This is a genomic window from Calothrix sp. 336/3, from assembly GCF_000734895.2.
Lineage (GTDB): Bacteria > Cyanobacteriota > Cyanobacteriia > Cyanobacteriales > Nostocaceae > 336-3.
In genome coordinates, this window is record NZ_CP011382.1 from 2179988 (window position 1) to 2200268 (window position 20281).

At 41.2% G+C, this 20281-nt stretch carries 20 protein-coding genes and 1 pseudogene; 10 read left to right on the top strand and 11 right to left on the bottom strand.

Annotation, left to right across the window (positions count from 1 at the left end; genetic code table 11):
* Nucleotides 1-334: 334 nt before the first annotated feature.
* Nucleotides 335-1165, top strand: coding sequence for an NADPH-dependent oxidoreductase (locus tag IJ00_RS08990; RefSeq protein WP_035152228.1), 831 nt, complete (start codon nucleotides 335-337; stop codon nucleotides 1163-1165).
* Nucleotides 1166-1307: 142 nt separating this feature from the next.
* Here IJ00_RS08990 and IJ00_RS28860 read toward each other — a convergent pair whose 3' ends face one another.
* Both IJ00_RS28860 and IJ00_RS09000 read right to left on the bottom strand, forming a co-directional pair.
* Nucleotides 1308-1538 carry a hypothetical protein gene (locus IJ00_RS28860; protein WP_035152231.1) on the bottom strand — a complete coding sequence of 77 codons (231 nt, stop codon included), beginning with the start codon at nucleotides 1536-1538 and terminating at the stop codon, nucleotides 1308-1310.
* Nucleotides 1539-1793: 255 nt separating this feature from the next.
* Complete coding sequence (locus tag IJ00_RS09000; protein ID WP_035152234.1) at nucleotides 1794-2312, bottom strand: MgtC/SapB family protein; 519 nt, start codon at nucleotides 2310-2312, stop codon at nucleotides 1794-1796.
* Between the two features lie 565 nt (nucleotides 2313-2877).
* Here IJ00_RS09000 and IJ00_RS09005 point away from each other — a divergent pair.
* The 6 genes from IJ00_RS09005 to IJ00_RS09030 all read left to right on the top strand — a co-directional run bounded on the left by IJ00_RS09005 (nucleotide 2878) and on the right by IJ00_RS09030 (nucleotide 7738).
* Entirely contained in the window at nucleotides 2878-3135 is a 258-nt protein-coding gene (locus IJ00_RS09005) for a hypothetical protein (protein WP_035152238.1), read from the top strand.
* A 29-nt stretch (nucleotides 3136-3164) separates the two neighbouring features.
* On the top strand, nucleotides 3165-3377 hold the full coding sequence (locus tag IJ00_RS09010) for a class II aldolase/adducin family protein (protein ID WP_035152241.1): 213 nt from the start codon (nucleotides 3165-3167) through the stop codon (nucleotides 3375-3377).
* A gap of 294 nt (nucleotides 3378-3671) precedes the next feature.
* Nucleotides 3672-4619 carry a sulfurtransferase gene (locus IJ00_RS09015; protein WP_035152244.1) on the top strand — a complete coding sequence of 316 codons (948 nt, stop codon included), beginning with the start codon at nucleotides 3672-3674 and terminating at the stop codon, nucleotides 4617-4619.
* A gap of 199 nt (nucleotides 4620-4818) precedes the next feature.
* Nucleotides 4819-5022 (top strand): hypothetical protein, encoded by a 204-nt coding sequence (locus IJ00_RS28865; protein ID WP_168163447.1) that lies wholly within the window; start codon nucleotides 4819-4821, stop codon nucleotides 5020-5022.
* A gap of 265 nt (nucleotides 5023-5287) precedes the next feature.
* Entirely contained in the window at nucleotides 5288-6487 is a 1200-nt protein-coding gene (locus IJ00_RS09025; RefSeq protein ID WP_052754425.1) for a YeeE/YedE family protein, read from the top strand.
* A gap of 483 nt (nucleotides 6488-6970) precedes the next feature.
* On the top strand, nucleotides 6971-7738 hold the full coding sequence (locus tag IJ00_RS09030) for an SDR family oxidoreductase (RefSeq protein ID WP_035152249.1): 768 nt from the start codon (nucleotides 6971-6973) through the stop codon (nucleotides 7736-7738).
* A gap of 283 nt (nucleotides 7739-8021) precedes the next feature.
* Here the strand turns inward: IJ00_RS09030 and IJ00_RS09035 are convergent, their stop codons facing one another.
* On the bottom strand, nucleotides 8022-8822 hold the full coding sequence (locus IJ00_RS09035; protein ID WP_035158733.1) for an SDR family oxidoreductase: 801 nt from the start codon (nucleotides 8820-8822) through the stop codon (nucleotides 8022-8024).
* Between the two features lie 347 nt (nucleotides 8823-9169).
* Between IJ00_RS09035 and IJ00_RS09040 the strand changes: the two genes are divergently transcribed.
* Nucleotides 9170-10579 (top strand): amidase, encoded by a 1410-nt coding sequence (locus tag IJ00_RS09040; protein ID WP_035152251.1) that lies wholly within the window; start codon nucleotides 9170-9172, stop codon nucleotides 10577-10579.
* Nucleotides 10580-10714: 135 nt separating this feature from the next.
* Here IJ00_RS09040 and IJ00_RS09045 read toward each other — a convergent pair whose 3' ends face one another.
* The 7 genes and pseudogenes from IJ00_RS09045 to IJ00_RS09075 form a co-directional block, all read right to left on the bottom strand.
* Nucleotides 10715-11938 (bottom strand): aliphatic sulfonate ABC transporter substrate-binding protein, encoded by a 1224-nt coding sequence (locus tag IJ00_RS09045; protein WP_035152254.1) that lies wholly within the window; start codon nucleotides 11936-11938, stop codon nucleotides 10715-10717.
* A 473-nt stretch (nucleotides 11939-12411) separates the two neighbouring features.
* Nucleotides 12412-12870, bottom strand: a pseudogene (locus IJ00_RS09050) (chromate transporter); the annotation flags it as partial.
* Between the two features lie 92 nt (nucleotides 12871-12962).
* Entirely contained in the window at nucleotides 12963-13394 is a 432-nt protein-coding gene (locus IJ00_RS09055; protein ID WP_035152257.1) for a beta-lactamase hydrolase domain-containing protein, read from the bottom strand.
* Nucleotides 13395-13553: 159 nt separating this feature from the next.
* Complete coding sequence (locus tag IJ00_RS09060) at nucleotides 13554-14225, bottom strand: glutathione S-transferase family protein (protein ID WP_035152260.1); 672 nt, start codon at nucleotides 14223-14225, stop codon at nucleotides 13554-13556.
* A gap of 55 nt (nucleotides 14226-14280) precedes the next feature.
* Nucleotides 14281-15318, bottom strand: coding sequence for an NADP(H)-dependent aldo-keto reductase (locus IJ00_RS09065; RefSeq protein WP_035152262.1), 1038 nt, complete (start codon nucleotides 15316-15318; stop codon nucleotides 14281-14283).
* 47 nt (nucleotides 15319-15365) lie between these two features.
* Nucleotides 15366-16199 carry a dienelactone hydrolase family protein gene (locus IJ00_RS09070; RefSeq protein WP_035158735.1) on the bottom strand — a complete coding sequence of 278 codons (834 nt, stop codon included), beginning with the start codon at nucleotides 16197-16199 and terminating at the stop codon, nucleotides 15366-15368.
* Between the two features lie 162 nt (nucleotides 16200-16361).
* Nucleotides 16362-17051: an SDR family NAD(P)-dependent oxidoreductase gene (locus tag IJ00_RS09075; protein WP_035152265.1), complete on the bottom strand. Its 690-nt coding sequence runs from the start codon at nucleotides 17049-17051 to the stop codon at nucleotides 16362-16364.
* A gap of 132 nt (nucleotides 17052-17183) precedes the next feature.
* Between IJ00_RS09075 and IJ00_RS09080 the strand changes: the two genes are divergently transcribed.
* A complete protein-coding gene (locus tag IJ00_RS09080) occupies nucleotides 17184-17801 on the top strand; it encodes a nitroreductase family protein (protein WP_339366903.1) in 618 nt (205 codons plus the stop codon).
* Nucleotides 17802-17900: 99 nt separating this feature from the next.
* Here the strand turns inward: IJ00_RS09080 and IJ00_RS09085 are convergent, their stop codons facing one another.
* Nucleotides 17901-19193, bottom strand: coding sequence for an MFS transporter (locus IJ00_RS09085; RefSeq protein WP_238178478.1), 1293 nt, complete (start codon nucleotides 19191-19193; stop codon nucleotides 17901-17903).
* A gap of 398 nt (nucleotides 19194-19591) precedes the next feature.
* Here IJ00_RS09085 and IJ00_RS09090 point away from each other — a divergent pair, with 398 nt between their 5' ends.
* Entirely contained in the window at nucleotides 19592-20275 is a 684-nt protein-coding gene (locus tag IJ00_RS09090; RefSeq protein ID WP_035152268.1) for a glutathione S-transferase family protein, read from the top strand.
* The last annotated feature ends 6 nt before the right edge of the window (nucleotides 20276-20281 follow it).

The following is a 20281-nucleotide window of genomic DNA, read 5'->3' on the forward strand; positions in this document are numbered from 1 at the left end:
CAGCTTAAATATTATAATACTACGCAAAATCGATAGATTCATGATACTTTAGTTTAAGTTAGTGTCGTATTGTGCGAACCAAAGAGATGACAGCACCTTTTTATGGTTTAGCAGGTGGCATCAGCAAAATTTATTATGTTTTGTAAAAAGCAAGCTTTTACTTGGTTTTATGGAGACAAATCGAAAAATTATTTGCCCATCAAATTGCTTGCCTTCGAGCCGTTGTAAGTAGTTGCGTGTGATTCTATCGCTGTTCGAGAATGCGAAAGAAAATTTACCGCAATATGACTTCGCCTAAATTATTTTGTCTAATCTTCTATGGAGATAATTACTAATGACTAATCCTCAAGAACTGCTACATGCACGCTACGGTGAAATACCTTTCCAACTAGAAAAAAATGCTATTAGCTGGAATCAGAGCGTGACTGCATTATTATCTCACCGTTCTATCCGCAGTTATTTACCTAATCCATTGCCAGATGGAACCCTAGAATTAATGATTTCCTCAGCCCAATCTGCGGCAACTTCTTCTAATTTACAGACTTGGAGTGTGGTAGCTGTAGAAGATAAAGAACGCAAAGAAGAACTCTCGAAATTAGCAGGAAATCAAGCCCATATTCGCCAATGTCCGTTATTTTTGGTTTGGTTGGCAGATTTAGCACGTTTGGCTTATGTTGCTGAAAGTCGGGGATTTTCCCACGATGGATTGGAATATTTAGAAATGTTTGTGATGGCAACCATTGATGCGACTCTCGCAGCTCAAAATGCTGTTGTTGCAGCTGAGTCCTTCGGTTTGGGGACGGTATATATTGGGGGAATTCGCAATCGTCCGGAGGAGGTTGCAGCAATACTCAATTTACCACCTTCCGTATTTGCTGTGTTTGGATTGTGTGTTGGGTATCCAAATCCCGAGGTGGAAACAGCAATTAAACCGAGATTACCCCAATCAGCAGTATTGCATCGGGAAACCTACAACTTGGCAGTGCAAGCAGAAGCATTGTCCCATTATGACGAAATCATGAAGGCATTTTACCAACAACAGAAAATGAATGTTCCCGGTGATTGGAGCGAGCATTCAGCCAAACGGATTGCCACATCGGAGTCTCTTTCGGGACGAAATCGGTTACGCGAAGCTCTGAATAATTTAGGTTTTGAGTTGCGATAAATACTCGTAAATATATTGCGATACTATCGATCGCCACACAATCGGGAATTCCATCGATTACCCAACGAATCGAATTTTGATGGGAATGGGATTGAATCGATCTAATAAAAGACATCACAACCATATCTCAACCAATCCAAAATTAAACTTTCTGGCTCGATTTACGCACAAGTTCGTGAAGATTCAGATACATCATACTCAGCAAAACCAAAAACATGATTCCTGCAACTGTTCCGTAACCTTTTAAATGCCAACTCAACCGCAAAAATGTTAATTTTAGCTTTCTGTAGGATGCAGATAAGGACAATTTTGATTTTTTCCAACCCAAATTTCTGCTAGAAGAAATCTTGAATTTAAAATCTGTTGCTGTCATCGTGTTCCCTTCTCTGAATTTTTCAAAAATTAAATACGATAAGTCTATCGAGATTGTGTACTTTAGATTATTACATGCTCTAACTCCGAAAGCAAGTCCGAATGCTTCCTAGTAATAAAGTCTTGTTTGTAGAAAAAATAATTTAATTCATAAGTACTTAAAAGTAGAAGATTTGTATATAAAAGCACTAATATATATTTGAGACAAAAGCTAAATACTGTTTGAGGTTTGATCTGTAAATTTTCTTAATATTGCTTAAAATTCATCATCCGTATCCGACGAAGCGAAAATATTCTTTTCATCTGCGTGACTAACGCGAAATTCGATCACTCGACTCAAACGCTTAACTCCGCTCAATGTCACCAAAGTCAAAAATCCTGCCATCAAAGCCGTCTGCCACAATCCGCATCCAATCGCAGCTCCCAATCCTGCGGAAATCCATACCGATGCAGCTGTGGTCAATCCCTTCACCTTGGGGTTGGCTGATTCTCCGGGAGATACTTGCAAAATCAATCCTGCTCCAATAAATCCGACTCCTGTAGTAACTCCTTGGATAGTGCGACTGAGGGCATTTGTGGTAGCAAAAAGACTATCTCCTTCTGCCTGTAGGGGAATCATTACAAATAAAGCCGATCCCATACTCACCAGCATAAATGTTCGCATTCCTGCAGGTCTTCCTCCCTTTTGCCGATTCAATCCGATCGAGCAACCGACTAAAAGCGCGAGGAACAATCGGAATCCAATTTGGAACCAATCATCAGACGCAAGCAGCATTACACCCAATTTGATATCCCTCCAGATTTTTTTGGCGATCGCATAAACAAGCTACCAGTCTGCCAACTTTGAATTGACCGATTGGGATAGGACAAGAGAGACAGGGGAGAGGGGGGAGACAAGGGGGAAATATCCCTCAATTATTTCTTGACAGAGTACTACCAGTCTGCCAACTTTGAATTGACCGATTGGGATAGGACAGAGGAAATGCTAAGAGTAATTTATACTAAAAAACGATAGATTTTTAGGGCTTTTTAGTAAAACCCCCTTGCATCTCTTGTATATAAAGTGAAATAATATGTTTTTCATCATAAACTACGGCAAGTCGATAGAGCAAGTGTATTTTACTTTGATGCTGAGTTCCCTAGAATTGTTTGCCGAATTAGCTGCCATCAGTTTGCTTCAAGAGCATTGCATGCAGGAACCTAGTGGTCTGTCAACTTTGAATGGATTGGGAAAGGACTAGAGAGACAGGGGAGAGGGGGGAGACAAAGGGGAAATATCCCTCAATTATTTCTTGACAGAGTACTAGTAACTTTAGAAAAAGCTTTGTAATTAAACAGTTATGGAAGAAAAGCCTGAATTCTCTACAAGTTCCAGTAATTTTCTATATCCACGGCATCCCTATTGTGGGAAATTTACTCCAGAGTATTTAGTATTTAATGCAAATTTACAGGAATTTGCTCAACGGGTTAATTACATATCAGGTTTGCAAACGGGAGGTAAGTTATCTCCGGAAGAAGCATACGGGCAGATAAAATTGCTTTGGAAGCAGTTGAAACGTACGAAAAAAGAACTCAACATACCCAATAGCGATCGCTAGGAAAATTCCCAAATTAATGAGAATAGGGCATGAAGTACTTTGATTGCCATGAACAGGAAATAGATTATCGAGTCAAATTAGTTGATATTGCCAGAGATTTTTATCGACGGGGATGGATGCCGAGAACTACTGGTAATTTGTCGGTGTGGTTTCCGGATAGTAGCTTTGCGATCGCAAAAAATAATAGTTACAAAAGCCTATTGATGCCGAATGCAAGAAAATTTTTAATGTTATCAAATTAAAGCCCAGTCGATGACTGGGGCATAAAAAAAAACGATTGCCGATCGCCTAAATAATTATCATTCACATACTTGTTTTATAACCTCTTTCATGTAATGCTAATCACATAATGTACTATAACTTGACCGATAAATAGAAGTTATTATTATGGCTGGTGATTGAAGAGCGCGATCGCATTGCCATATTCACCTATGGTTTGGCAGGTAATCCGAACACAAGTTACCTAAAATTTGTTCAAAAAAGACCCAATCACTTTCCGATAATTCCCAAAAAATAAGCAGAACTGGAGACAGGATATGAGATTAAATCTATTTCAAAAAAGATTGAAATTACCCGTAATATTTGCTTTATTTGTGGCTGTTTTTACGTCTTTAATTATTATTCCCATCACACCACTCGTGAGCTTTTCTGCCACTCAAAAAGCCAACATACAATTTGTTTCTCCTGCTTGGGTAGCAGAGAATTCAAAAAATCCCAACTTACGAATTTTGGATGTCCGCAATCTTCCCCTAGACTATATCAGCGGACATTTACCAAATGCGGTGAATATTGCAGATAGTGCTTTTCGCGGACCACGGGAAGGTTTACCAGTTCAGTACTGGAATACTCAAAAACTTGGGGAGATATTCACCAATTCTGGGTTAACAAATAATAGTAAAGTCTTGGTTTATTCCGATGGACGTGATGTTTTAGGTGCGACGATGGTAGCCTATTTGCTAGAACGTTCTGGACTCAAAGATATTGCAGTCTTGGATGGTGGTTACAAGGGATATCAAGCGACTCAACCCGTCACCAAAGAGTTTCCTAAATACAAACCGAGCAAATTTGTAGTTCGCGATAACCCTGGGGTACGGGTAAGTTTGGATGAGGTGAAAAAATCCATCGGTAAATCGGGTGTGACTTTCATCGATCCCCGTCCGGAGAAGTTATTTGCGGGAGAAGAGAATGTATTCATTCGCAACGGACATATTCCTGGTGCAGTCAATATTCCTTGGGTAACATTCACTGAAACGGATAATCCCCACAAGCTCAAATCGCTGCAAGCAATTCAGCAAATTTTGGCAGATAAGAAAATTAGCAAATCGAGCGATATTATCGTCACTTGCAGCACAGGTAGGGAAGCGACGTTACAGTATCTCGTGTTGAAGCACTTGCTTGGTTATCCAAAAGTGAGAATTTATGAGGGTTCTTGGACTGAGTACAGTTCTTTCCCCGATTTACCTGTTGCAACTGGATTGAGTTAATTTGTAGTGGTTTCGTTAATGATGAAGGGCTGTTTGTTAGTTCTATTTATTAGTTTTATAAATAGGGCTTCAGCAATGAGTCGGGGAATTTTATTCCCCAATGAGTGATGCTTAATCTCAGAGGAAATATTACGCGATCGCGTAATTTAATTTGAAGTTCTCTTAGGATTTTTTGATTTTGAATTATCGGGAGTTAGATATGATGAGATATTGTCTTTTTTTGTTGACTTTACTAGCAGTTAATTTCGGATTGAGTAATCTCAAAATTGCTGCTATAGATAATAATCAATCGAGCGATCGCGATGGTTTCAACAATCCAAGTAGTTTGATTGGTTGTAGCACTAGCGAGCCTGAAAAACCCGAACAAAAGGGTAAAACAAATAGAGGTAACAGTAAGGCTTGAATTAGATACAATATCCAAAATCTATAACCCTGTGTCTAACCTTTATCTCAATAGTGTAAGTCCTCTTCAAGAGGACTTAACTCTAATAAAAAATTATCTGAATACTTTCAGCATTTTTCATTTAACTATATTTTAATTTTAAAAAATGGCTCAAATTTATAATAAAATCTCACAATATAATAGACTAGGAGACAGGAAAATACCAATTTAAAAACAATCATGATTAATTTGCAGCTTGCATCGCCAATATAAACATTTTCTGCTGATGAGCAATATTTTTAACAACAATCGTCCCACTTCATTATCCAATTCATCCCAGCACCTGAAATCCCCCAATAATCAACCGCAAAAATTACTCGTAGCAATTGCGATCGCCCTATTTACCTTTGGCTCAATTGTTCTCCATCCCTATAGTTGGCGGCATAGTATTTTATTAATTATTGGTGGACTTTTGGGAGCTTCCCTATATAAATTTAGATTTGGCTTTACTTCTACTTACCGGAAATTTTTAACCGCAGGAGAAGTCGAAGGGATTTACGCTCAATTATTGATGTTGGTGGTTGCCACAATTTTATTTGCTCCTGTTCTGGCTGCGGGAAATGTATTGGGAGAAGCAGTTAAAGGTAGCATCGCACCCATCGGAATACAAGGAGCGATCGCAGCGTTTTTATTTGGTGTGGGAATGCAAATTGCTGGAGGTTGTGGTTGTGGAACTTTGTATGCAGTGGGTTCCGGTAGCTTGGCAATGGTATTTACCCTGTTGACGTTTTGTATTGGTTCGTTTTGGGCAAGTTTGACGCGGCAATTTTGGGCAAATTTACCAACCCTACCACCAATTGTTTTGGGAGAAAAATTTGGTTGGTTTTCAGGTGCAGCAATCCAAGTGGGGATTTGTTTATTAATTTTCAGCTTAATTTACTTAAAAAGTGATCGTAAAAATCAAAATAAGTTGAATTTTTCTAATCATTTTTCTAACTGCCTAAAATTGCCATTATTTCAAGGAGCGATCGCTCTAGCAATCCTCAACTGGCTGACATTAATCGTATCCGGTCAACCCTGGCGAATTACCTGGGGTTTTGCCCTATTTACAGCCAAAATCGCCACCTTTTTCGGTTGGGATTCTACCAATAGCCAATTTTGGAACCTACCAAATCAACAAAAAGTACTGTCGGCAAGTTTATTTGCAGACATGACCACCGTTACGAATATTGGCATACTTCTGGGAGCATTTCTAGCAGCAGCCTTAGTGGGAAAATTAAGCCTTCCCGCAAAAATCAATCCTCGAATAATTTTCTCTTCTGCCCTTGGTGGATTACTCATGGGTTACGGTGCGTTCAATGCATTTGGTTGCAACGTCAATGCCTTTTTCGGTGGTATTGCTTCTACCAGCTTGCACGGTTGGGTATGGATTATCTTTGCTTTGCTCGGTAGTCGCTTGGGGTTAATTTTGGCAAAGCTAATTTAAGTGATGATAATTGGATTTAAGAAAACATTAAATTATAAAGATTTAGGACTTAAGCATTGATAAAAGAAACCAAGCATGTATTTAGATTTTCGGGCGTTCAAGTTTAGTTTTTGACCATTTTTTAGTGATCGCTACCTATCGTAAAATTACGGGCGCAAGTATCATTCATTATCAAAGAAAACCGGGATAAGCAATATTAATAGGACTTACACATTGACAGAAAGTTTCAGCAATGTGAATTCAAACCCACCTGTTGTTTAAGATGTTCCAAAATAAAGTGGCTCTTGCGTACTTGGCGTGCTAAGTTTTTAATTAAAGTCTATAAATTTGCTTTATTTTCAAGCCTTACAGGCACTTATAGTTTAAATTTCATTAATGAAACATTTTTGATGTTCTGAATGGCTGTAATATAAGCCCAGCAATTATTTCATACTATATTTTTAACATTTTTAGCACGCTAAGTACAGAAGAGCCAAAATCATTGTGACGCTATCGGATTTCTCACTAACTGGAAAAGTGGCCTTAGTTACTGGAGCGGGGCGAGGATTGGGTTTAGAAATTGCCAAGTCACTCAGCTTTGTTGGTGCCTGTGTCATCGTCAATGGGCGAAACCAAGAACTACTTAACCAAGCAGTCGCAGTTATTGAGTCAAGTGGTGGTTCGGCTGTCTCATTAGCGTTTGATGTAACAAATGAAACAGAAGTTCAAACCGCGTTTGTTGAGATACGCGAAAAGCACGGTGGGTTAGATATTCTCGTCAATAACGTTGGTATGCGCGATCGCCGTGGATTTTTCGAGTTTGAAATGGATGCAGTGCGTCGGCTAATCGAGGCTGATTTGATTGCACCATTCAATTTGTCGCGGGAAGCTGCACGGCTGATGATGCACAAAGGAGAAGGTCGTATTATCAATATTACATCGATCGCAGGGCAAATCGCAGATGCTGGCGATGCTATTTATACAACAGCCAAAGGAGGACTTGAAGCCTTAACCCGTACCCTTGCCGCTGAACTTGGAGTTTTTGGAATTACAGTCAATGCCGTTGCTCCAGGATTTTTTGCGACAGAGAGTAATGTAGATGTGGTTGCCAACTTGGAAGTTAGAGAATGGTTGAGAAAAAGAACTTCTCTCGGTCGTTGGGGAAAACCGCAAGAAGTTGCAGGCGCGGTTGTATTCTTTGCCTCACCAGCCGCATCTTACGTTACAGGGCAAGTTTTAGCAGTCGATGGTGGCTATCTCGCTCATTTCTGATATCCAAGCCTACAATTATTAAAGTGTTGTAAAAGACCTTAGAGAAACCCGGTTTCTCTGTCTCACGAAAAGTTTAGAGCAACGTCAAATCAAGGGTTTTTATCAGCACCTTGACAGGGCTAGTCCTAAGATTTTCGGTAGTGTCAAAGCAAACTATATATATATGCCGCATTCCACGATAATAATTGCATAATTTCGAGATATTTATATATGGAGTGGTATGAATTTTCATACCACTATTATTTGTATGATTCTGTGATGGGTTTGCGATAATTTGAATTACCTAAACACCCGGAGTTTGTCCACCATCAACAAGAATCTCAGTGCCCGTGATTGAGGATGCAAGGTCGGAAACTAAAAACAATGTGAGTGCGGCAATTTCTTCTGGTTTGACAACTTTACCTAAGGGAATCGCTTTGATGGTTTCGGCTTTAATTTCTTCGACCGTTATACCGCGAGATTCGGCATTCTGTCGTGCTAATGTTTCTGCTCGTTCGGTTGCAGTCGCTCCCGGAGAGATGGCATTGATTCTAATATTATCTTGAGCCAATTCTTTGGAAATTCCCCTCGTGAAATTCAACAAAGCGGCATTTGCCGTTCCACCAGGTAAAAAGTTCGGACGGGGAGTACGTCCCGCACCACCAATGATATTGACTATTCGTCCATCACGGCGACTTTTTTGATGGGGAACTACTGCTCTGACTAGACGAATATAACCCAGTAGCTTTAAATTCCAAGCATCTAAAAAAGCATCATCGCTCAGTTCCAAAAATGAACCCGCACGAGCGGAACCAGCATTATTAATTAAAATGTCAATCTGACCTAATTGGGAAAGGGTTGTATTCACAACTCTTTCAACGGCTTCTGCTTGGCTGATATCCGCAGCGATCGCGATTACTTTACTGTTTGTGTTCGGTAAAGATTGAATTTCACTGACAGCTCTCTCCAATCTTTCTTGATTGCGGGATGCGATCGCCACATTTACACCTTCGCTATACAAAGCTTTGGCAATGGCTAAACCAATTCCCGCACTTCCACCTGTAACAATTGCGGTTTTTCCTGAAAGTTGTAAATCTAGACTCATAGGATTTTGGATTTGAGATTTTGGATTTTGGATTTCGACATCAAACAATTGCTATTTGGATCGGTGATGAGGTAGAGACGATTGGGTATAGTAGTTTGTCAAATTTGAATTGACGGACAGGACGAGGGGGACAAGGGGGACAAGGGGGACAAGGAAGAAATATCCCTCAAATAAACTTTGACAGTGTAATAGCTGATTTCTACTAAGCTAAAACCGCATAAATTCAGATTTGAGCCAAGGAAATCTCCTCAAGGCAGATAATCTACGCTAAATCGATAGAGATTTAGTATTTTGTGGTATAAACAGAAAGTTATCACATCGTATTTCGATAATCAAGTGTTTGGAAGATGAGAGATATTGCTAAATTTTCCGTGAGTGAGCTGATTGATTTATATAAAAATCGCAGTTTATCACCAGTAGAAGTTGTGGAATCGGCATTAAAACGAATTAGTAATTGTCGCGATCGCGTGAATGCTTTTGTTGTAGTGGATGGTGAAACTGCACTCCGCGAAGCACATAGTTCTGAGAAGCGTTGGAGGAACAAAAGTCCATTGGGTGTACTCGATGGGATTCCAATAACGGTGAAGGATTTGCTTTTGACTAAGGGTTTACCGACTTTGCGGGGAAGTAAAGCAATTAATCCCCATCAATCTTGGGATGAGGACGCTCCGCCTGTTGCTCGTTTGCGAGAACAAGGTGCGGTATTGTTGGGTAAAACTACAACTTCCGAATTTGGCTGGAAAGGTGTCACTGAAAGCCCTTTAACTGGAATTACCCATAATCCCTGGAATTTGGGACTGACACCAGGGGGAAGCAGTGGAGGTGCAGCAGTTGCAGCAGCTTTGGGATTGGGGGTTGTGCATCTTGGTACTGATGGTGGAGGTTCATCTCGAAGTCCGGCAGCATTGACAGGGGTTTTTGGTTTCAAGCCGACTTTTGGTAGAGTTGCTGGATATCCATCTGCCCATACTGGAACTTTATTCCATCCTGGGATTTTGACTCGCACTGTCACCGATACTGCTTTGACATTGAATACGATCGCTCGTTGGGATAAACGGGATTGGTATGCTTTACCTGATGAGAAACAAAATTATTTACCGAAATTAGATCGGGATATATCAGGTTTACGAATTGCTTATAGTCCGAGATTGGGATATGCAGATGTTGAACCAGAGATAGCTGAACTAGTTAAAAGCGCAGTTAATGTTTTTGCTGATTTGGGAGCAGTTGTTGAGGAAGTCGATCCGGGTTTTGAGAATCCTCAAGCTATATTTAGAACTTTTTGGCAAGCTGGTGCGGCAAAATTATTGCGCGGTTTTACTCCCGAACAACAGGCTGTAATTGACCCAGGTTTACAAGCGATCGCAACTGAAGGTGAGAAAATCAGTCTTGCAGATTATCTTAGTGCCAATGATGCTCGTGAAGCTTTGGGGAGATATATGCAAAGCTTCCACCAAACCTACGATTTGCTAATTACTCCAACTTTACCGATTACAGCTTTTCCAGTCGGTCAAACATCACCGCACTCGATTTTATATCCAGATGGACGTAGTTGGTCGCCTTTTACCTATATATTTAACCTCACCCAACAACCTGCGGCATCTGTTCCCTGTGGTTTTACCAAGTATGGATTACCCGTGGCAATGCAAATTGTGGGTGCAAAATATAGTGATGTATTAGTTTTGCAAGCAGCCAAAGCTTATGAGAATCTTTTTCCTTTTAAAATGCCTCAAGAAAAAGAACTAGGGAGACTTTAATCAACTAAATATTAAATTAACCAAATATTATGTAGTTGCATTGTCCCCCTTAATTCCTTGAAGGCGGAGGAGATTCAAAATCAAACGCTTAAACTAATAAGTTAGCGATCGCTAAACTGCAATTTTGCCAATTTCCTATCTTTGGGGAATTGTTGGTGGGGTAATTGCAGCGTACTGTTGAGGGGTTAACGTCGCTTCTCTAATATTGATACGTCTGGGAAGCAAGTTAAGTTTAAAGAAGTAATCTGCAACTTCTTGTTGCTCTCGAATAAGGTTTTCATTAATACCTCTCAACCCGAATACACGACGGCTCACAACTCTTTTTGCGACATCTTCCGGTAGTTTTTGGAACTTTACAAGAGTTTGTATCGTTTCTTTCGGGTTTGCTTCTGCTCGTCGTTGAACTTTATCAATTTCCTCAATCACTATCCGCAGAATTCCTGGATTTTCAACTGCAAATTTCCTGTCACCGATATAGTAGGAACCAGGAGTCGCAATTCCTTGAGCAGTTCTTAGAACTCTAATTTTGCCTTGTTTTTCAGCTAAAGCGTAATAAGGATCGCCTGCAACCCATACGGGTATTTTACCTTGGATGAATGGCTGGTAGGATTCTACGGTGGGTAAACTTTGGACTTTGATGTCGCTATATTTCAAACCAGCTTGTTCCAAAGCTTTAGCGATGAAATATTGAGATGCAGAAGCTCTTTGGAAGATAACCGTTTTCCCTTTCAAGTCTCGCACACTGCGAATTGGAGAATTGGGTGGGACTGCGATGATACTCGATCTTCCCGAATTTGCCGTGCGACGAGTACCAACTAGATAAACCAGTCTAGCACCCGCAGCTTGAGCAAAAATTGGCGGAGTTTCTCCCACAGAACCGATATCAACTCTACCAACATTCATCGCTTCCATCAATTGAGGACCTTGAGCAAATTGTGCCCATTCTACTTTTACTCCTAAAGGTGCAAGTCGTCTTTCTATTGCTCCTGAAGTGCGGACTAAATCACCTGCTTGTTGAAATCCAATACGAATGACATTCGCTTTTACACCGGGTGGTCTTTTGTTTTGAGCTTGAGCGACTTTGACAATACCTGGATTGGGTATTGTGGCATAGGAAGGTTGGGGTTTTGGGTTATTTGATATCAGAACAGGTTGCGTATTGGATATTTTCGGTGCTTTCGCTGGTGAAACTTGGCGATCGCGGGATATATCTGCACTTTTTTGCTCTTTTGTTGTTTGATTGGCAACCGTTACATTCCCTAGGGTTAAAGATGTTCCTACAGCTAGTAATCCAGGTACAACTAATAAGGCGAGATGACGACGAAATATTTGGGGAGATTTAGATTTTGATTTAGTCATGGCAAATTTCCTGAGCAAGTTCTTTGTTGAAAAAATTACCGAAAAACTTGTCGTAATCAATGGTGAAAATATTTCCAATCAATGCAGAAGTCAATGTAGAATTAAAGTTTTATGTGATTACCACAACAATTCACTTCTTAACCTCGCCAAATGACTACGAAAAGAACATTTGATTATTAGATTTGTATCCCAACCTGTCACCAAACTTACATATCTAAACTAGTTTGGAAATCAGACAAATGATGATACAAAATCATATTTTGCGTGGATAGCAAACCCAAATTTCTACTATGGGCATATCTCGATCGTGCTAATTACTGGCACTTATATGCATCCACTAACAAATATTTCAACCAATATCAAACTATTTACGACCATCGATAAATACCTAAAAATCTATCGACTTACCGTAGTTAAAGTAGATTATTCCATAAAATCCACAAACAGGCAACAAGTAAATGCTAGCTTTTATACTAAAAATTCAAAAATAATTGAGTAGAACCAACAAGATAGCGAATCCAGCCAACTATGGCACCAGCTGCAACCAACCAAGCGGAATTTACTTTGAAGCGAATTAATAACACCGCAGAAACCAGAGCGATCGCCACAGCTAGAAAATCCACAAAAGGTGCTTGAGGTAACGTTAGAGTTGCGATTCCCAGTTGTAGACTGACAACAACCATCAAAGCAACTGCACTAGCATTTACTGAGTCTAAAAATGCACTAGCCCATTGGGAAGAACGTAAAAACGGAACAATGGGATTGAGAATTGCTGTGAAGAAAAACGATGGTAGAAAAATTCCGACTGTTGCAACTATGGCACCTGGAATCCCTGCAATTACGTAACCAATAAAAGTAGCGGTGGAGAGTACTGGACCAGGGGTAAATTGACCGATCGCGATCGCGTCTAATAATCGATTTTTTGCTAGATATCACCGGAATTTATGAAGAAGTTGGGTTTAGCATTTGCCACACCCAACCAAAAAAAGTATACAATTCTTTTCAAGTCAATTTTTGCTAATAGTTAAGTACCAAATTTTTCACTTAAAAATTGCTTGAGATGGGGCTGCTCTAAATTAATATTAAGTTCTGCGGCTTTCTGCACAATTTGTTCGTAAGTCAAACCTTCTTGAATCGCGATCGCAATCAAAGCAATTCCGCTAGCCCTTCCCCCACCAGCACAGTGAAGTAAAATTGGTTTGGGTAAATTTTCGATTTGTTGAATGGCTTCTTCAGTTAGATTTTGATTCGCTTCTGAAGCTACCAGGGGAACATTTGCATATTCAAGTCCCGCACTTTGAGCTTTTTCTCCTTCATCTGCAAGAAAACCTGGTTCGCTCGGAGAACGTAAATTTAACACCGATTTAAACCCTTCAGCAGCAGCTTGTTGTAAATCTTCTGCTGTTACTTGTCCTGCGGAACTGAAATCGTCGCTAATTTTTTTTGAGTCTGCCATAATTGTTACTGACTTGAAAAAGCAGGGGAACTGGGAGACAAGGGAGACAAGGGAGACAAGGGAGAAATAATTAATGTCCAATGCCTATTTTCATCTGTCCTGGTGTACGCAGTACTCTACGAGAAGGCTACGCCTACATGATGGCTACTTATTTTATTACTAGTTTTTAGCAGTAACAGGAGTTGCTAATCTGGCATATCGATCGATATAAAATTCCTGAGAATTAGCAATTTTCTGCACGGATTCGCGCTGACTGACTGCATTCTGCCATTGCTGTAAACGGGTAAATTCAGATGGTAATTTGAACCCACGATAGTATTCGAGTGCTGGTAAACGCTCGAACCAAGGATAAAAACTTAAATCCACTAAACTAATATTTTCACCAAACCAGTAGGAACCATTACCTGAAAGTTTAGCTAAAGCTTGATTTTCGACAAACTCTAAATGCTTGTATAAATCTCGTCTTGCTTCTTCTTGTGTTTCGCTATCGGGAGAACGTAATAAATTGGAGAAAGCAGTGACGAATCGAGTATTGGCAAAATCAATCCAAATTCTTGCCTGTGCTTTATCAAGAGGATTTTGGGGTAATAAAGGAGGATTGGGAAATACTTCGTCGAGATACTCGTTAATAATTGCCGACTCCCAAACTTGCTTATTATTGTGAGCGATCGCCGGAACTTTTCCGTAAGGAGAAATATCTGTAAATCCCGCAGGTTTGTTTTGTAAATCAATTTCGATTAACTCAAATTCTACGCCTTTTTCTAATAAAGCTAGACGCGAACGATGGGCATAAGGGCAAGCGACGGAGCTATAAATTGTGATGTCAGCCATGTTTATTTCCTTGTAAAATACTTCCTTTCAAAATATTTCTGAGAAAACTTCACTTTTAAGGTGCAGGATTGCGATAGCGAGCGTGAACTGCATCCACATCTGCGAAAATCTCCTCATTGAGAACCACATCAACACTTTCCAAATTCTCTTTTAATTGCTCTAAAGTCGTTGCTCCAATGATTGTGCTGGTAACAAACCAACGACTCCGTACAAATGCTAGAGCTAATTTTGCTGGTGTCAAATTATGCTTTTTGGCAACTTCCACATAAGCTGCTACTGCTTCGCTGACATTTGGTTTGGTGTAGCGCTGACCAAATCCTTCAAACAGGGTAATCCTAGTATTGTCTGGTTTGCCATGTAAATATTTACCAGTGAGGAAACCAAATGCTAGAGGACTATAGGCAAGTAAACCGACATTTTCGCGATAACTAGCTTCTGCCCATGCCCAGTCAAATTCTCGATTCAATAAATTATAGGCGTTCTGAATCGATACAGCCTTGGGTAATCCTAACAACTTGGCAGTATTGCTAAATGTGGCAATTCCCCAAGGAGTTTCATTACTCAAACCGAGGTAGCGAATTTTCCCGGCTTTAATAGCATCGGCAAAAATTGATAGCTGTTCGGCGATCGCCACTGTTTCCCGTTCTTGGTTGGGATCGAAGGCTCTATTACCAAATAGGGGAACATAGCGATCGGGCCAGTGAATTTGATACAAATCGATATAATCAGTTTGCAATCTTTTTAAACTGTCGTCGATAGCTTGTTTAACATTATGGCGATCGATGGCATTTCCTCCATCCCGCACCCATTTAATATGCCTACCGGGACCAGCAATTTTTGTCGCCACAATCAACTTGTCGCGCTGTTGCCGCTTTAACCATTCCCCGATGTAGGTTTCCGTCAAACCATAGGTTTCAGCACGGGGAGGAACCGGATACATTTCCGCAGCATCGATAAAATTCACACCCTCTGCAACCGCAAAATCTAGCTGTTGGTGTGCTTCTGCAATACTATTTTGATGACCATAGGTCATCGTTCCCAGGCAAATTTCGGAAACCTTCAGGTCACTTTCACTCAGTTGGTTATATTGCATATTTGTTGAAAATTTTTATTTGATGTTGCTGTGGACTAAGTATTGACTTACAAACCATGCTGCTTAAACCAAGTTTGCAATTGATTCCAACCATCTTGAGCTGCTTTTTCTCGGTAGGAAGGACGATAATCTGCAAAAAAGGCATGGGGAGCATCGGGGTAAACAATAATTTCCGATTTACTGCTACTAGATTTGAGTTTTTCTCGCGTTTGTTCTACTGTACTCACGGGAATACCTGTATCTTGACCCCCATAAAGTCCCAGAACCGGAACTTTCAGTGTAGAAACAACATCAATGGGGTGTTTTGGTTGCAGTTCCGTAGATTCACTGACTAAACGTCCATACCATGCTACACCAGCCTTCAGTTTAGGGTTATGTGCCGCATATAACCAGGTGATACGACCACCCCAGCAAAAACCTGTGATTCCGGCTCTATTCGCGTCACCTTTAGATGACTTCACTGCCCAATCTAATGTGGCATCAAGGTCAGATAAAACCTGAGCATCCGGAACTTTAGCTACAATCGCCCGAATTTCATCGATGTTGCTCAACTTTGAGACATCACCTTGACGGGCAAATAATTCCGGTGCGATCGCTAAATATCCCAATTTAGCAAAACGCCGGGTGACATCTTGAATATGTTCATGGACACCAAATATTTCCTGAATCACCAGAACAATTGGGAAATTTTCACCCGTTGCTGGTTGCGCTCGATAAGCAGGAATTTCCCCATCTTTGACAGGAATCTTAACCGCACCTGCAATTAACCCTTTACTATCGGTGGTGATCACTGTTCCCGAAGCAATCGGTTGTACAGCTAAAGTAAAACCAGTAGCGATCGCAGCAGTGGCAATAAATTCCCGACGTGTTAATTCTTTAATCATCCTCAAGTCTCACCCAAACTAATTAAATAAAGCTATCTCTCTATCTTTCTTTCTTCTATCTTTCTTATCTCCCCTGTCTCCCCCATCTCCCCTGTCTCCCCCATCTCCCCTGTCTCCCCCATCTCCCCTATCCCCCCTCCCCCCTGTCCGAATTACCCATCAAAATGTCTCCACCCAAGGACGCAATTCAACTTCCCAAGTCCAAGCACTGCGAGGTTGTCGGAGAATGTGGAGATAGGTTTGGGCAATGGCATCCGGATCGAGTAAGCTATCGGGCTTTTCTTCTGGCTCTACACGGCTATGGGAACGAATTCCCCCATCAATCACAAAATGCGCTACATGAATATTCTGGGGAGCCAATTCGCGGGCAATGCTTTGAGCTAAACCCCGTAACGCAAATTTACCCATCGCAAAGGGTGCGGACTGGGCATAACCCTTCACACTAGCGGAGGCTCCAGTAAAAAATATTGCTCCCTCTCCCAATTCCAATTGGCGTTTTGCGGCTGCTTGCGCCACCAAAAAACCACCGTAGGCAGTGATTTCTAGAGTTTTTGCCACATCTGCGGGACTCAAGTCAACAAACGCTCCCCGAACTCGCCAACTGGGATTATATACAACCACTGTAGGGACACCTAATATTTGCTCGACATCACGAAAAAGTCGATTGACATCATCCAGTTTTGTCGCATCCGCAGCAAAACTTACCGCTCCGATTTCTTGAGATAGTATCTTGAGCTTATCAACTTGCCTTGCTGCTAGAGCTACCTTAAAACCTTCTTGAGCAAACAAACGTGCCAAGGACGCGCTCAACCCGCTTCCCGCACCAACAATTAATGCAGTGGTCGCCATTTGCTTATTTTCTCCAATCGAATCGACCTTTGCTTTTATTTAAAGTACCACAAATATACGCTTTATCTATCAATTTACAGTAGTATTATCGTTAAACAGCTAAAATCAATCCCATCAAGGAGATATAGCCAGATGACCGAGAAACTGATAGAGAAACCAGCCCAAACTGACTACAACATCCACGAACTGATTAACCGTCGTTGGAGTCCCAGAGCATTTAGCGATCGCCCAGTCGAAGCGGACAAATTACTTTCTCTCCTAGAAGCAGCACGTTGGGCACCTTCGTCATACAACCACCAACCCTGGAGTTTTATTGTTGCCACCCAAGATAACCCCGATGAATACAACCGTCTTCTGGGGACTCTAGTTGAGTTCAACCAAGGATGGGCAAAAAATGCTCCCGTCTTGATACTTGCAATTGCCAAAACCCGTACTGATGATGGAAAACCAAATCGACATGCATTCCACGATGTCGGATTGGCGATCGCCAATTTGGTGATTCAAGCAACCGCACTCGATTTATCAGCCCATCAAATTGCCGGGTTTAATCCAGATGCAGCCAGAAAAGAATATCAAATTCCAGAGGACTACGAACCCGCGACGGTGATTGTAGTTGGCTATTCTGGTGACCCCCAGAGTTTATCCGATGGACTGCGGCAAAGGGAACTAGCACCCCGCACGCGCAAACCGTTACAGGAGTTTGTATTTGCAGGAAGTTGGGGAAATTCTTTACCCGTGTTGGCGAAATAAGAGGGTTTTCGATTGTCAGAAAGAATAGGGAGATGCGATACATCGCGTCTCTCAAGCTCTTAGTCCCACCTAACTTATTACCCGTGAAAAAGTTGAGTTTTAGTTATGAACTGGAGCTAATTCTCGAACAGCATTTGTTTTCAACCGAATCCAACTTGTCAAAAGTGGTAACTGACGAGCAAACCAAACAGTTTCCACCAAACACATCAAACCACAACAAATTACCGTAGTTGGCGCGCCAATGTGTTGCGCGAGAGTACCCGCAAATAAGTTTCCTAAAGGTAACGTACCAATCACAGCCAAGGAATATAAACTCATCACCCTACCGCGTTTATCATCCTCCACCAGGTTCTGAATAATCGTGTTCCCACAGGAAACCTTGAGAATTCCCCCACCCCCGATCGCGGTCAAAATCAATACGGACAGCCAAATTTGCCGCGATAGTCCAAAGGCAATTAATCCCAAACCAACGATGAGGGGACATAATGCCATCAATCGTTCCAATCCTAAAACCTGCCGACGCAAACTCAAATAAACACAGGCAACTATCGAACCAACAGAACTCGCAGCACTCAACAAACCCATGGTTCCCCCGTCACCCTTGAGGATATCCCCAGCAAAAATTGGCAGTAATGCCATATAGGAAATCCCAGCGACTCCGTGGAATCCTAAGAGCAATAAAATAATCCGGATTGGCAAACAACTGTAGACGTAAGTAAATCCTTCCTTGAGCTTTTGCCAGGTATTTTGAGATTGGTGGTTTACTGGAACAACTTGCAACTTCATCATTGCCAAAGTCAACAACGCGATCGCGTAGCTCATACTGTCGTACAAAAAGCAATATTTGGCTCCTGCGGTAGCAAGTAAGGCACCACCAATGGCTGGTCCAATTAACATCGAACTGCTGAGAATGGCAGAATACAACGCGATCGCATTACTCAAATGCTCCCGTTCATCAACTGTTTCAACCACGATCGCATACCGCACTGGCATATCCAATCCCTTGAGCAATCCAGCCAAAATCGTTGCACCCATGAGGATGGGAACCTCAATCAATCCGAAAAAAGTCAGTGTCGTGAGGCTAAAGGAAACAATAAACCCCAAGACTTGTACCAACATGAGTAAATTCCTGCGACTCCAGCGATCGCAGAGTACTCCGGAAAAAGGTGTCAGAATTAACGCGGGCAAAAATTGCAGAAATCCAATTATCCCCAATAACCAAGGAGAATGGGTCAAATCATATATCAGCCAGGAAATCGTCACCTGACTCATGAATGTACCCGACAGGGATAGGATTTGTCCGCTAAAAAAGAGCCGAAAGTTACGGGATTTGAATGCCGGAAAATGTCGATAAATTTGCTGATAAATGTTTTTTTCTAGCCAGTAACTCAATTTTCGATGCCTCCCCAATCGCTCGTAAAATGTCAGCGCAAAAATATACCTGAAGATTTGAGAGTCTGTATTGCTTCTGATCGCCCATCAGCAGAATATCACAAACAATCATTTATTTAGATAGTCTAATATTTAGACACACATATATTTTTGTAAACAACATTGTTTTTCATTTAATGCCGTGCAATAATCTTTCAAAGAACACCAAGTCTACCGATAAGTAGTAGTATTGGATTACTTGCTAAAAGGTTGCCCTTTACTTGGATTATTTGCCCCTTACCAGTTTGACTAGTTGCTTCTGTACGGGGCTTTTATCTGAAATGCAGAATTAATTATCAAAAGCGATCGCGTTGCAGCCATACGGTCGAGATTGTAATCATAAACACAGGAATAGTCCCATGAGTACAGTACACCTTTACTTCGCCAAGGCTTCTACCTTTTCCCAGCGTACTCGCGTTGTCTTGCTAGAAAAGGGGATTGAATTCACCTCTACAGAAATTGAATTTCCCAATAAACCCGCAGATTTTCTTCAGGTTTCTCGGTACGGAAAAGTGCCAGCAATCAAACATGGGGATGTAGAAATTTACGAATCTGCGATTATCAATGAATACTTAGAAGAGGTTTTTCCCGAACCTGCATTGTTACCAAAAGAACTGGGTAAAAAAGCGATCGCCCGGATTTGGATTGACTATGCCAATACCCGTCTTGTACCTGCATTTAATAAGTTTTTGCGCGGTAAGGATGCTAGTGAACAAGAGCAGGGACGCAAAGAGTTTACCGAGGCTCTGTTACATATCGAACGGGAAGGATTAGAGAAATTATCGGGAAACAGTCTCTACTTTTTGGGTGAGAATTTGAGCTTAGTCGATATTAGTTTCTATCCTTGGTTCGAGCGCTTACCAATCTTAGAACAATTCCGCAAATTTGACCTACCAGCAGAAACCCCTCGCTTGCAGACATGGTGGAAAACATTGCGCGATCGCGATTCGATTAAAGCAGTGGCAAATCCAACAGAGTTCTATATCGAAAGGTTTGCGAAAATACTCGGCGAACCCATTCCAGTGGGAGCCAGTCAAAACTAATACTAG